General features: G+C 67.2%; 10 protein-coding genes and 1 rRNA gene. 2 read left to right on the top strand and 9 right to left on the bottom strand.

Annotated features, from left to right (window positions below):
- Together AC1DO7_RS33035 and AC1DO7_RS33030 are read right to left on the bottom strand one after the other, a co-directional pair.
- Nucleotides 1–1,142, bottom strand: a 1,142-nt coding sequence (locus AC1DO7_RS33035) for an aminopeptidase (RefSeq protein ID WP_477117056.1), incomplete at its 3' end; no start/stop codon positions are given.
- Nucleotides 1,139–3,262: a molybdopterin-containing oxidoreductase family protein gene (locus AC1DO7_RS33030; RefSeq protein WP_477117055.1), complete on the bottom strand. Its 2,124-nt coding sequence runs from the start codon at nucleotides 3,260–3,262 to the stop codon at nucleotides 1,139–1,141. The genes AC1DO7_RS33030 and AC1DO7_RS33035, both read right to left, overlap by 4 nt.
- Before the next feature lie 332 nt (nucleotides 3,263–3,594).
- Between AC1DO7_RS33030 and AC1DO7_RS33025 the strand changes: the two genes are divergently transcribed.
- The gene (locus AC1DO7_RS33025; protein ID WP_441624181.1) at nucleotides 3,595–4,788 is read left to right on the top strand and encodes an ABC transporter substrate-binding protein; all 1,194 of its coding nucleotides are present in this window, start codon (nucleotides 3,595–3,597) and stop codon (nucleotides 4,786–4,788) included.
- 139 nt (nucleotides 4,789–4,927) lie between these two features.
- On the opposite strand, the gene AC1DO7_RS33020 is transcribed toward AC1DO7_RS33025, so the two are convergent.
- From AC1DO7_RS33020 to AC1DO7_RS33000, 5 genes are all read right to left on the bottom strand, one after another.
- Complete coding sequence (locus AC1DO7_RS33020) at nucleotides 4,928–5,992, bottom strand: ABC transporter ATP-binding protein (RefSeq protein WP_441624179.1); 1,065 nt, start codon at nucleotides 5,990–5,992, stop codon at nucleotides 4,928–4,930.
- On the bottom strand, nucleotides 5,989–6,987 hold the full coding sequence (locus tag AC1DO7_RS33015; protein ID WP_441624177.1) for an ABC transporter ATP-binding protein: 999 nt from the start codon (nucleotides 6,985–6,987) through the stop codon (nucleotides 5,989–5,991). Before AC1DO7_RS33015 ends, AC1DO7_RS33020 begins: the two co-directional genes overlap by 4 nt.
- Before the next feature lie 21 nt (nucleotides 6,988–7,008).
- Nucleotides 7,009–7,929, bottom strand: a complete 921-nt coding sequence (locus AC1DO7_RS33010) for an ABC transporter permease (protein WP_441624175.1) — start codon at nucleotides 7,927–7,929, stop codon at nucleotides 7,009–7,011.
- A 3-nt stretch (nucleotides 7,930–7,932) separates the two neighbouring features.
- On the bottom strand, nucleotides 7,933–8,910 hold the full coding sequence (locus AC1DO7_RS33005; RefSeq protein ID WP_441624173.1) for an ABC transporter permease: 978 nt from the start codon (nucleotides 8,908–8,910) through the stop codon (nucleotides 7,933–7,935).
- Nucleotides 8,911–9,116: 206 nt separating this feature from the next.
- On the bottom strand, nucleotides 9,117–10,703 hold the full coding sequence (locus AC1DO7_RS33000; protein ID WP_441624171.1) for an ABC transporter substrate-binding protein: 1,587 nt from the start codon (nucleotides 10,701–10,703) through the stop codon (nucleotides 9,117–9,119).
- Nucleotides 10,704–11,023: 320 nt separating this feature from the next.
- Between AC1DO7_RS33000 and AC1DO7_RS32995 the strand changes: the two genes are divergently transcribed.
- On the top strand, nucleotides 11,024–12,217 hold the full coding sequence (locus AC1DO7_RS32995) for a M20 aminoacylase family protein (protein ID WP_441624169.1): 1,194 nt from the start codon (nucleotides 11,024–11,026) through the stop codon (nucleotides 12,215–12,217).
- A gap of 90 nt (nucleotides 12,218–12,307) precedes the next feature.
- On the opposite strand, the gene AC1DO7_RS32990 is transcribed toward AC1DO7_RS32995, so the two are convergent.
- Nucleotides 12,308–13,261: a DUF3047 domain-containing protein gene (locus tag AC1DO7_RS32990; protein WP_477117054.1), complete on the bottom strand. Its 954-nt coding sequence runs from the start codon at nucleotides 13,259–13,261 to the stop codon at nucleotides 12,308–12,310.
- A gap of 353 nt (nucleotides 13,262–13,614) precedes the next feature.
- A 5S ribosomal RNA gene (gene rrf / locus AC1DO7_RS32985) occupies nucleotides 13,615–13,709 on the bottom strand; the annotation flags it as partial.

Here is a 13,709-nt window from a genome sequence, read left to right as displayed (position 1 = left end):
GCCCCGGGCGCGGCGCCGGATGACGCGCCGCCCTCCGCGCCCTCGCCGGCCTGGAGCAGCTCGCCGCCGCTGGCCGGCGGCGCCAGTGCGCGCAGGCGCGCGTCGCGCTCCGCGCGGGGCAGGTCGCCGATGCGCCTGGCGGCAGCATAGAAGGCAGCCCAGTCGCCGCCGCTTTGCGCCAGCAGCACCGTGAAGGCCGGCACCCACTGCTGGTAGGTGGCCACCGCGGCCAGTTGCGCATTGGTCAGCGGGCGCTCGAACCAGCGGTCGTAGCCGCTGTAGCCGCCCCACTCCTCCTTGAGCCGGGCATAGCGCGCGCGCAGGGCAGCGAAGATCTCCGCCTTGCGGGCACGCTTGGCCTCGTCCGGCAGCGGCGAGCGGTACAGCGCGTCGAGGCGGTCGCGCGTATCCAGCAACATGGCGCGGAACTGCAGGCGGCGCATATCGTACTGGCGGTAGCTGGCGCGCGCATCGGGCGAAGCCGCCAGCGCCAGCCAGCGTTCCACGCCGGCGGTCTCCACCGCGGTGGCGAAGGATTCGTTGAAGGTGGTGTCGTTGCGCACGTAGACCACCTGGTGCGCCAGTTCGTGGAAGATCAGCCTGGCCAGCTCGCCCTCGGGCTGGTAGACGAAGGTATTGAGCAGCGGATCATCGAAGTAGCCCAGCGTGGAATATGCCGGGATGCCGGCCACGTAGGGCTCGAGCCCTTCCTTGCGCAGGCCTTCGGCATAGTGGTCGGCGTCGGCCTGAGCGTAGTAGCCGCGGTAACTGATGCACCCCACCACCAGGAAGCACCACTTGTGCAGCTCCATCGACAGCTCCGGGGTGGCGAACACGCTCCACACCACATAGGGCCGGTGCAGGTTGGCATAGCGCCGGTAGCTGCCGTTGTCGGGCAGCTTGAGTTCCTGCGAGGCAAAGTCGCGGATGCTGCCCGCCAGGGCCAGGCGCTGCGCCAGCCGCGTGTCCTTGGCCTGCTGTGCGGCGGCGATCGCGTCCGGCAGCGGCCGCGCCTCGGCCATCAGGCCGAGGTGCCCGCCGATCGACTGCGCGTAGTAGCCGACCGTGTCGCAGCCGGCCAGCACGGCTGCGAGCCCCAGCAAGGCCAGGGTTCGCAGCACGCGGGACGGCCGGCGGCTCATGACAGCATGGGCTCCGCCCGGGCGGCAGCCGCGGCGGGCGCGGCTTCGACCTGCACCAGGCAGTCGTAGAACACCGGCGCGCGGCCCAGGTCGGTCAGGCGCTGGCTGGTCAGCTCATTGGCATTCTTGCCGTCCGGCGCCAGCTTCTTCCACCAGATCGACAGCCCTACCACCAGCCCGCGCCGCGCGCGGTCGGTCACGCGGGCGCGCGCCAGCAGGCTGCCGCGGTCGTTGAAGGCGCGCACCATGACGCCGTTGGCGATGCCGCGCGCGGCGGCGTCCTCCGGGTGGATGTCGAGGTGCGGCTCGCCCTCGGTGGCGCGCAGGCTGTCGACATTGACGAAGGTGCTGTTGAGGAAATTGCGCGCCGGCGGCGAGATCATCGCCAGCGGATAGCGCGCGGCCAGCTCCGGGGCGGTCGCCGGGGTCTCGTACGGCGCCACGTAGCCGGGCAGCGGGTCGAGGCCGTCGCGGCGCATGGCTTCCGAGTAGAACTCGCACTTGCCCGAAGCCGTGGCGAAGCCGCCCGCGGCCAGCGGCGCGGCCGGCAGGTTGAGCTTCTGCCAGCCTTGCTCCTTGAGCGACTCCCAGCTGATGCCGGCGGCGCGCGGGTCCGTGGCCACGATGGCCTGCGCGGCGATCTCCTCATCGCTGTCGGCGAAGCACGGCTCGGCGAAGCCCATGCGCTGCGCCAGCCGGCGGAAGATCTCGGTGTTCGGCAGCGCCTCGCCGAGCGGGGCGACGGCCTGGTTGTTGGCCAGGAAATAGGTGTGGCCGTAGGCCTTGTGCACGTCCACGTGCTCGAGCTGGGTGGTGGCGGGCAGCAGGATGTCGGCGTAGTCGGCGGTATCGGTGCGGAACTGTTCCAGTACCACCGTGAAGAGGTCCTCGCGCGCGAAGCCCCGCGCGACGCTGGCGGAGTCGGGGGCGACCGCCACCGGGTTGCTGTTGTAGACCACCAGGGCCTCGATCTTCGGGCCCTGGTCGCTGTCGCCGGCATCCAGCAGCGCATCGCCGATGGTGCTCATGTTGACCGTGCGCGGCAGCGCCGGCAGGCCCGGCAGCAGGTCCGGGCGCTGCAGCGCCTGGTTGTCGACCGGGAAAAAGCCCGAGGTGGACAATTGCAGGCCGCCGGCGGCGTGGCGCCAGGCGCCGACCAGCGACGGCAGGCTGGCCACCGCGCGCACGGCCTGGCCGCCGCCGTGGGAGCGCTGCATGCCGTAGTTGAGGCGGATCGCCACCGGCTGGCGCTCGCGCACCGCCAGGTTGCCGTATAGCCCGGCCAGCCATTCGATGTCCGCCGCATCGATGCCGCACAGCGCGGCCGCGCGCGCCGGGCTGAATGCCTGGGCGCGCTCGCGCAGCGCATCGAAGCCCAGCGTGTGGTTGACGATGTACTCGTGGTCGAGCAGGTCGTCGCGCATCAGCACGTGCATGATGGCCAGCGCCAGCGCGCCGTCGGTGCCCGGCATGGGGGCGATATGGCGGTGGCATTTCTCGGCGGTCAGCGAGCGGTAGGGATCGATCGCCACCAGCKTGGCGCCGCGCCGCTTGGCTTCCTGCRCGCGYGTCCAGAARTGCAGGTTSGAGGCRATCGGGTTGCCGCCCCAGATGATGATGAGCCGGGCGTCGGCCACATGCTCGATATCSATGCCGATGCTGGCGCCGTAGGTATAGCGCAGCGCGGTGGCGCCTGCGCTGGCGCAGATGGTGCGGTCCAGCAGCGAGGCGCCGAGCTTGTGGAAGAAGCGCGCCGCCATGCTCTCGCCCTGCACCAGGCCCATGGTGCCGGCATAGCTGTAGGGCACGATCGCCTGCGCGTCGCGCGCGGCGATGGCCGACAGGCGCGTGGCCACGGTGTCGAGCGCCTCGTCCCAGGAAATCGGCACGAACTTCCCCTCGCCCTTGGCGCCGACGCGCTTCATCGGCGCCAGCAGGCGGTCGCGGTGGTAGGTGCGGTCCGTGTAGCGCGATACCTTGGTGCACAGCACGCCCTGGGTGCCGGGATGGTCGGGATCGCCGGCCACCTTGATGGCGCGCCCGTCCTCGACGGTGACGAGCAAGGCGCAGGTATCGGGACAATCGTGCGGACAGGCTGCACGGACGATGCGGGGGGCCATGGACTCTCCTGGCAAACGGATAGGGGCGGCGGTGCGGCCGGTGCCGGGTGGCTGGGCGGCCGGGCGGTCACATGCTGCGGGGCTGCCGGTGCCGCCGCGCTTGCCGCACAGCTATGCCAGCCTGCTTCGGGCGTATGCGCGGGCCTGGCGTGTTGTACGCCGGCGTCGCCCCGACGAGCGCCGCTGGGGAAATTGCTAGGCTCTGATTGTATTCGATTATGATAGCCCGGCGCCGCGCCGGGCTATCACGCCACGGCCGGCGGCACGGCAGCGCCGGCAGAGACCGGCAAGCATTCACGGGTAAAGAAACTTACCGTTTTCACGGGGTAATCATGCAAGTGCATTCTGGGGTCAGGGCCTGGCGCATCGCCGGCCTGCTGGTGGCGTGCGCCATCGGCTCGTTCATCGCCAGCGCCGGCGCGCAGAACGGTTCGCAAGGCAGCGCGCAGAACGGCGTCAGCGCCGATGCCATCCTGCTGGGCCAGTCGGCCGCCCTCACCGGGCCCACCTCGGTGCTCGGCAAGCAGATGAATGCAGGCGCACTGCTCTATTTCGACTACGTCAACCAGCACGGCGGCGTCTACGGCCGCAAGATCGAGCTCAAGGCGCTCGACGACTACTACGAGCCGGACGTCGCGGCCAAGAACACCCGCACCCTGATCGACGAAGACCACGCCTTTGCCCTGTTCGGCTACGTGGGCACCGCCACCAGCGAGGCGTCCCTGCCGCTGGCCACGCAAGCCCGGGTGCCGTTCTTCGCCCCGTTCACGGGTGTGCAGTCGCTGCGCCAGCCGTTCAACCGCTACGCCTTCCATGTGCGCGCCGGCTACAACGAGGAAACCGCCGCCATCCTGCGGCAGATCCAGACCACGGGCCTCAAGCGCGTGGCCGTCGTCTACAACGACGACGCCTTTGGCAAGGCCGGGGTCGACGGGCTCGAGCGCGCGCTCAAGGCATCGCCCGACAGCGGCGTGCAGATCGTCGCGCGCGAGGGGGTGGTGCGCAACACCACGGAAATCGGCGACGCCATGCAGGGTTCGATGAGGGCCAAGCCGGATGCGGTGGTCATGATCAGCGCGTACAAGACCGCCGGCGCCTTCGTCAAGGAAGCGCTGCGGCGCGGCTATAACGGCCAGTTCTACAACGTGTCCTTCGTCGGCACGCAGGCGCTGGCCAAGGAAGTGGGCCCGAAGGGCAGCGGCGTGATCATCTCGCAGGTCATGCCCCACCCCGGCAACGCGACGCTGCCGGTGGTGCGCGAATACCTGCGCCTGCTGCAGGCGGCGGGCAAGCCCAACGAGTTCGACTACGCCAGCATCGAAGGCTTCATCGCCGCCAAGGCGATGGTCGAAGGCCTGCGCCGCGCCGGCAAAGACCTCACCCGCGAGAAGCTGATGGCGGCGCTGGAGACCATGAAGAGTTTCGACCTGGGCGGCTTTGTCGTCAATTTCGGACCGGACAGCCATGTCGGCTCGAAATTCGTCGAGATGACCATCATCAACTCGCGCGGGCAGGTCATCCGCTGAGGTCTTCAGAGCACCGTTGGGTGATGCCTGGCCAAGCCCACCCCGGGCTCTGCTTGTCTGCCCTCCCCCGCTTGCCGGCTTGCGGGCTTGCGGGGACGAGGGCGGGCGCCGGCCATGACGCCACGCGCGCGCCAGCCGCTTACGCCATATCGTTCAAATGGCAGGCCGAGAAGCGCTGCGGCGCGATTTCCCTGAGCAGCGGCTGTTCCTCCCGGCAGCGCGGCATGGCATGCGGGCAGCGCGGGTGGAAATGGCAGCCCGGCGGCGGGTTCAGCGGCGAGGGAATCTCGCCCTTGATGGCCACGAAGGTCTTCTTGCCGACCTCCAGCTTGGGCGCCTCGGCCAGCAGCGCCTGGGTATAGGGATGGTTGGGGCTGGCGAACACATCTTCTGCCGGCGCCGACTCCACTACCCGCCCCAGGTACATGATCACCACGCGGTCGCTGATGTGCTTGACCACGCCCAGGTCATGGCTGATGAAGAGATACGTCAGGTTGAGATCCTGGCGCAGGCGCATGAACAGGTTCAGCACCTGCGCCTGGATCGACACATCGAGCGCGGCGACCGATTCGTCGCACACCAGGAACTCCGGCTTGACCGCCAGGGCGCGCGCAATGCCGATGCGGGCCCGCTGCCCGCCCGAGAACTGGTGCGGGAAGCGGCGCAGCACGGTGGGATCCATGCCCACGCGCACCAGCATGTCCTCCACATAGCGCTTCTGCTCGCCGCGCGGCACCATGCCGTGCACCACCGGGGCCTCGCCGACGATGTCCATCACGCGCAGGCGCGGGTTCAGCGAAGCATAGGGATCCTGGAAGATCATCTGGATCGCCAGCTGCTTCTCGCGTTTCTTCTCTGGCGGCAGGCGATCCAGGTCCACGCCCTTCCAGCGGCGCGCGCCTTCGGTCAGCGAATGCAGGCCGACCGCCATGCGCCCCAGCGTGGACTTGCCGCAGCCGGATTCGCCGACCAGGCCGACCACTTCGCCGGTGCGGATGGACAGGTCGACGCGATCCACGGCGTGCACGACCTCTTCGCGCGCGCCGGCGCCGAACAGGTTGGCGATCCTGGCGGCGGTGTCGAGCGACTTGACGAAGCGCTTGGAGACGCCTTCCAGTTCGAGGATCGGCGCGCTGGGCGTGGGTTCGGCGGTGGGTTCCGGCATATTGGAAGCGAGGGCGGGGTCAACGACGGCGGCACTCATGCGGCCTCCTGCTGGGACAGAACCGGATGGAAGCAGCGCAGGTGGCGCCCGTCGGCCGCGGTGTCGAGCGGGGGCGGCGTCTTGCACACGTCGGTGGCGTAGGCGCAGCGCTCGCGGAACGCGCAGCCGGATGGCAGGTTCAGCAGCGACGGCGTCATGCCGGGGATCTGCCGCAGCGGCGCGCCGCGCGGATTGCGCGACGGCGCCGAGCTGATCAGCCCGTGGGTGTAGGGGTGCTCGGGCCGCTCCAGGACCTGCCGCACGTCCCCGGATTCGACGATCTTGCCGGCGTACATCACGCACACCGCATCGGCCAGGCCCGCCACCACGGACAGGTCATGGGTGATCCAGATCAGCGCGGTGCCGGATTCGCGGCACAGCTTCTGCATCTCGTAGAGAATCTGTCCCTGGATGGTCACGTCGAGCGCGGTGGTGGGCTCGTCGGCGATGATCAGGTCGGGCTTGTTGAGCAGCGCGATGGCGATCGCCACGCGCTGGCGCATGCCGCCCGAGAACTGGTGCGGATAGGCCTGCAGGCGCTCGTCCGGCGAAGGAATGCCCACGCGCGCCAGCGCGTTGCGGGCGCGTTCGCGCGCCACCGCCTTGCCGATCTTCTCGTGCGCCAGCACCGCCTCGATCATCTGCGTGTCGATGCGCAGGACCGGGTTGAGCGTCATCATCGGGTCCTGGAAGATCATCGCGATGCGGTTGCCGCGCACGTCGCGCATCTGGCCCGGCGTGAGGCGGCGCAGGTCGCGCGTGATGCCGTCGCGGCTGGTCAGCTCGATGCGGCCGTCCATCACTTTGCCGGGCGGATCGATCAGGCCCATGATCGAGTAGCCGGTCATCGATTTGCCCGAACCGGACTCGCCCACCAGTCCCATGATCTCGCCGCGGCCGACCGAGAACGAGACGTCGTCGACGGCGCGCGCCACGCCGGCGCGCGTGAAGAACTGGGTCTTGAGACCTTCCACCAGCAGGGTAGGCTTGCTCATGTTCGCTCCTGTCGTGCTGCGTTACTGCGTCTGCAGGCGCGGATTGAGGACGTCGCGCAACTGGTCGGCGACCAGGTTCATGGCCACGATGGTGACCACCAGCGCGATGCCGGGGAAGAAGCTGATCCAGTACTTGCCCGAGAGCATGTACTGCTGGCCGTTGGCGATCAGCGAGCCCAGCGACGGCTCGGTGATGGGCACGCCCAGGCCGAGAAAGGACAGCGTGGCCTCGAGCGTGATGGCCGAGGCCACCTGCAGCGCCGCGATCACGATCAGCGGCGGCAGGCAGTTGGGCAGCAGGTGGCGGAACATGATCCGCCCCGGCGGCAGGCCCAGGCAAGTGGCGGCCTCGATGTATTCCTTGCGGCGCTCCACCAGCGCCGCGCTGCGCGTGGTGCGGGCGTAGTAGGCCCACTGCACCGCCACCAGCGCGATCACGATATTGCCGAGGCCGGGGCGCAGGAAGGCCAGCAGGATCAGCGCCAGCAGGATGGGCGGGAACGACAGTTGCAGGTCGGCCACGCGCATGATGATGGCCTCGGTGCGCCCGCCGAGGAAGCCGGCGATCAGTCCCAGCGTGGCGCCCAGCAGCAGCGCGATCACGGTGCTGACCACGCCCACGCCGATGCTGATGCGCAGGCCATACATCACCGCCGAAAGGATGTCGCGGCCCTGCTCGTCCGAGCCGAGCAGGAAGGTCATGCCGCCGGCGGATTGCTCGCCCGGCGCCAGCCGCGCGTCCAGCACGTCGAGCGTGGCCAGGTCATACGGGTTCTGCGGCGACAGCAGCGGTGCGAACAGCGCGATCAGTACGATCACGATCAGCAGCGCCAGGCCGGTGACGGCGATCTTGCTGGCGAAGAACTGGGCGGCGAAGCGCCGCAGCGGGGTCTGCTCGGCGCGCGGCGCCGGCGCCGCCGTGGTTTCGGTTGCGGTTGTCATGGCTCAGCCCTTGTTGTCGGCGATACGCACGCGCGGATCGAGCACGCTGTAGATGATGTCCACGAACAGGTTGATCAGGATGAACAGCGTCACGATCACCATCAGGTAGGCCACGATCACGGGCCGGTCGAGCAGCTGGATCGAGTCGATGATCAGCTTGCCCATGCCCGGCCAGGCGAAGATCGATTCGGTCACGATGGCGAACGCGATGATCGAGCCGAACTGCAGCGCAATCACCGTGACGATCGGGATCATGATGTTCTTGAGCACATGCACGCCGACGATGCGGGTGTTGGACAGGCCCTTGGCGCGCGCGAACTTGACGTAGTCCTGCAGCATCGCCTCCTGCGTCCCGGCGCGCGTGAGCCGGATCACCATGGCGATATTGAGCAGCGACAGCGTCACTGCGGGCAGCAGCAGGTGGCGCAGGCCGTCCACCGTGAGGAAGCTGACCGGGATGCCCAGCAGCGAGGCGGTCTCGCCGCGCCCGTTGGACGGCAGCCAGCCGAGTTGCACGGCGAACACCATGATCAGCATCAGGCCGACCCAGAAGGTGGGCAGCGAGAAGCCGAGGATGGACACGCCCATGATGGTCTTGCCCGCCACGCCGCCGGGGCGCAGGCCGGCCCACAGGCCGAGCGGAATGCCGAGCAGCACGGCCAGCAGGATGGCGCAGATGGCGAGCTCCATGGTGGCCGGCATGCGTTCGAAGATCAGCTTGAGCGCGGGCGTGCCGTGCGCGAACGACATGCCGAGATCGCCGTGCAGCGCGTTGCGCAGGAAGATCCAGTATTGTTCCCAGAGGGGCTTGTCGAGCCCGAGCGCCGCAATGGTGCGCTTGATGTCTTCCTGGTCGGCCTGAGGATTGATCAGGATGTCGACCGGGTTGCCGATGGCGAAGACGCCGAGGAAAACGAGCAGCGACATGACGAAGAGCACGACCACGCTCTGCATCAGGCGCCGGATGATGAAGACCAGCATGTTCGGAAGCTTTCCTTCGCCGGCGTCGGCCACCGCGCCTGTTGGGCGCCGCGTGGCTGCACCGGCAGTCGGCTTGTGGCTAGGCCCGGCTACCGTCCGGGGTTGATTCGCCGGGAGGCGGCCGCCGAGACCGCGGTCGCCTCCCGTTGCAAGCCGCCAGGCGCGCGCGCGGGGCGCGCCATCAGGCCGCGCGCCCCGCCGTCACGTCACTGCGGCCGGAAATTGTGCGCGTACGTCCGTTCGTCGGTACGCGGCACATAGATGATGCCCTTCTGGGTGGCCCAGGTGGTCACCTGTTGGTGGATCGGGATGATACCGCCATCGTTGACGGCGATCGCGGTGGCTTCCTGCAGCAGCTTGGAGCGCTCCGGGTCATCCACGGTGGACAAGGCCTTCTCAAGCACCACGTCCATCTTCGGATTGCAGTATTCGCCCCAGTTGACGTTGCCGAAGCCCTTCTTGGCATCCTCGCAGGCGAGCAGCGCGCGCAGCGGCGAGCTCACCTCGCCGGTCTGCGCGCCCCAGCCCAGCAGCCCGAACGAGAATTCATGCTTGACGCCCTTGGCCGAGTAGGTCGCCATCGGCATGCCTTCGACCTTGGTCGCGATACCGATGCGGGTCAGGTTCTGGGCGATGGTCTGGGCGATCTTCTCGTCGTTGACATAGCGGTTGTTCGGCGTGTGCAGGGTGATGCCGAAGCCGTTCGGGTAGCCGGCTTCCGCCAGCAGCTTCTTGGCGCCTTCGGGGTCGTACTTGACCGTCTTCAGGTTCGGGTTGTAGCCGAACAGCGTGGGCGGCACCAGGTTGTTGGTCGGCTCGGACAGGCCTTCCATCAGGCGATCCTTGATGCCCTGGCGGTTGATCGCCATGCTGACGGCGGTGCGCACCCGCGCGTCCTTCATCGGGTTCTTGTCCATCGGCGCGCCTTCCTTGGTCGTGACGAACGGCGACTTGTCGCGCTTGTCATCCGAATAAAGGTAGATCACGCGGTGCGAAATCTTCGAGAAGAAGCTCAGCTTCGGATCCTTGCGCACCTGCGGCAGGTCCGGGGTCGGCACGTTCTCTATGGCCTGCACGTCACCGGCCAGCAGCGCCGCCATGCGCGTGGCCCCGTTCGGGATGAAGCGCAGCGTCACCTTGTCCCAGGCCGGCTTGGGACCCCAGTAGTCGGGGTTCTTCACGAGTTCGACCCGGTCGTCGCGCGCATAGCTCACGAACTTGAACGGACCGGTGCCGACCATGCCCTTGCCCTGCGCGAAATCGTCCGAGGTCAGGCCTTGCGTGGCCTTCTTCTGCACGACGAAGATCGACGTGAGGTCGTTCAGCATCAGCGGGTAAGGCGCGTTGGTGGTCAGCTGGATGGTGTACTTGTCGATCACCTTCTTGTTGATGATCGCCTTGGTGTAGACGTCGAACTTGCCGGGGCTGTTCTGGATCGTGGCCGGGCGGTCGAGCGACCAGACGATATCGTCGGTGGTCAGTTCCGAGCCGTCATGGAACTTCACTCCCTTGCGGATCTTGAATTCCCAGGTCAGGTTGTTGACGAGCTTCCAGGACTCGGCCAGGCCGGGGATGATCTTGCTGTCCGCGTCCATCTTCACCAGGCACTCGAAGATGTGCTCGGAGACATTGATGTTGGAGAACAGGTTGTAGAAGTGCGGATCCATCGAGGTCGGCGGCGAACTCATGGCCAGCTTGAAATCCACTGCGTGTGCCTGGCCGGCGAAACCGAAGCTCATGGCCGCGGTCACCACCATGGCACCAAATGCCTTCTTGCTTGTGCGAAGGGACATCGCGCAACTCTCCCGGGAAGAAATGTAGCAAACGACTACTAGGGGCAGCGAAGCCGTATGGGGCCGCGCGCCGCATTTTGGTGCGGCTGCCGGCGCAATACGCGGCAACGTTGCCGGACAGGCACATCAAGCATGAACTGTTCCAGCAGTGGTACCCGGGGGGCAATGCGGAGAAACCCCCGCGCGCAGGATGCGCCGCAACATGCGCTTGCGGCGCGCCTTGGGGCATACCCTGCGCGCACGCGCCACGCTCTGTGCCGCTTTGGCGCTTTGCCGGCAGCCGTCGTATGATCCGGTTATCCCTCGCCCAAACTGGCATCATGACACTCCTCCCCGAAATTCTTAAGGCGCAGTCCGAGATCCGCGCCATCCGCCGCGATATCCACGCCCACCCCGAACTCTGCTTCAAGGAAGAACGCACGTCCGACGTGGTGGCGAAGACGCTCGCCGGCTGGGGCATCGAAGTCCATCGCGGCCTTGGCACCACCGGCCTGGTTGGCGTGATCCGCAATGGCAACGGCAAGCGCAGCATCGGCCTGCGCGCGGACATGGACGCCCTGCCGCTGCAGGAGGCCAACACGTTCGGCCATCGCTCGCAGAATGACGGGCGCATGCACGCCTGCGGCCATGACGGCCACACTGCCATGCTGCTCGGCGCGGCCCGCTACCTGGCCGAGCACCGTCATTTCGACGGCACCGTCAACCTGATCTTCCAGCCGGCCGAGGAAGGCGGCGGCGGCGCGCGCGAGATGATCAAGGACGGCCTGTTCGAGCGCTTCCCCTGCGATGCCGTGTTCGGCATGCACAACTGGCCCGGCATGCCGGCCGGCTATTTCGGTACCACGCCGGGGCCGCTGATGGCATCGAGCAATGAATTCCGCATCGTCGTGCATGGCAAGGGCGCGCACGCAGCGCTGCCGCACAACGGCAACGACCCGGTCTTTGCCGGCACGCAGATCGTTTCCGCGCTGCAGGGCATCATCACGCGCAACAAGCGCCCGATCGACGCCGCGGTGATCTCGGTCACGCAATTCCACGCCGGCGATGCCACCAATATCGTGCCGGATCAGGCGTGGATCGGCGGCACCGTGCGCACCTTCACGCTGCCGGTGCTGGACCTGATCGAGCGCCGCATGGAAGAAGTGGCCAAGGCGGTCGCCAGCGCATTCGATTGCACCGTCGAATTCCAGTTTCACCGGAACTACCCGCCCACGGTGAACAGCGAGGCGGAAACGGCGTTCGCGGTCGAAGTGGCTGGCGAGCTGGTGGGGCCGGGCAACGTCGACGGCAAGATCGAACCGACCATGGGGGCCGAGGACTTCTCCTTCATGCTGCTGGAAAAGCCGGGCTGCTACCTGTTCATCGGCAATGGCGAAGGCACGCATCGCGAAGCCGGTCACGGCATCGGCCCCTGCATGCTGCATAACCCCAGCTACGACTTCAACGACGAGATCCTGCCGGTTGGCTCGACGTTCTTCGTCAAGCTGGTCGAGAAATGGCTCGCGCCGGCCTGAGGCCGCGCATGACGCGTCTGGGCTGCAAATAGAAAAGCGCCGGGGTCCGGCGCTTTTTTCCTTGGACGGTGCCGGCCGATGCCGATGTCCTCAGTCGAGCGCGATGTCGCCGTACCAGCTTTCCGCGCGGCTCTTGGTGTTGTCGGTGTCGGTCATGATGCCGATGGCCACCACCTTGCCGGGATCGACACCGAACGCCTTGCGGTAGTCGGCGCGCAGGTCGCGACGATGGCAGCGCCATTCGTTGGTGTGCGCGGTGCCGGAGTCCACGACGATCATGCGCACGCGCTCCGTATGCGGGTTGGACACCACCGCGCCCTCCGGCTTGCGGCCGCCCCAGATGTACATCAGCGTGGCATAGGGCATCTCGCGCCCGGTAGTCAGCCGCGCCATTTCGTACATCAGCTGGTCCTTGAGCGAGAGGCTGCCTTTGTCGCCGTCGAACRCCACGAAGATGCGCAGCGGCGCATCCTCGCGGGGCGCCTGGGTGTTGTCGGCGGAGCGAATCACGTCGCGCGTCTTCCAGGTCCAGTTGAGCATGCCGGCATCGCGGCTGACCAGTGGAACATACAACCCGGACGCCGAACTGTCGGCTTCTGCATGCAACACGACGCGTTGATCGACTTCCGCCAGGGAATAGCGCGTAGGAATCTTGTTGCGATTGACCGTCCAAGGYTGCCAGCCAGGAGGGTCGGTCCGCCCCGACGGGATGGCAGAGAATAGCGGCAAGCGAGTCAGCAGTGGTGGCTCGGCGGCGTCGCTGAGTTGCTCGCCTTCCCCACCGGCGGTGTTTGCCGCCACGAGTTTCTGTACAGCGTGTCCGAGCAGCGCGGCATCCGCGTCAGGCGGATTGCCCTGTTTCAGCGTCTCGATATGCGCGGCAAAACGATCGCAATCGATTGCCGATGGCGCAGCAATGGCGCCCGGCCCCGATTCCACGGCCGCCGTGCGGACCGCGGGAGCCTGTCCCACCGTGCCGCAACCCGCCAAAATGAGCGCGCCTACCACGCCGGTCAATACCGGCAGGCAAAATCTGGCCGCCATCAGTCCCCCAAACCTGTATTCCACCACCGGTCACGGCCGCGTTGCGCGCGCGTGCTGGCAGGGATCTTCCCGAACAACTTTCGAACTGCATCATGCATCGAACTGCGTCACGCAGATTCCCAAATCCACGCTTGGGGCTACGGTAACAGAACGAAATTAGGGAAGGAAGGCTCCAGTACCCTGAGGTGGGCGCCCTGAAGAGGCGTATTCGCCGACGAAGCAGCGGTCGGGCCACTCAGAATAGGATGAGCAGGTGTAAACCACGAGGCCGGCGAAGGCTGGCCAGACGCCAATTCTGCCGCCGCAAAAGCAAAACCCCCCAGTACTTGCGTACTGAGGGGTTTCAAGGGAGAGCCTGGCGATTACCTACTTTCACACGGGTAATCCGCACTATCATCGGCGTGGAGTCGTTTCACGGTCCTGTTCGGGATGGGAAGGGGTGGTTCCA

The sequence above is a fragment of the Cupriavidus sp. 05N40 genome (assembly GCF_056397305.1).
Note: the sequence above shows the minus strand (reverse complement) of the source record. Positions and strands in the feature narration are given on the sequence as shown.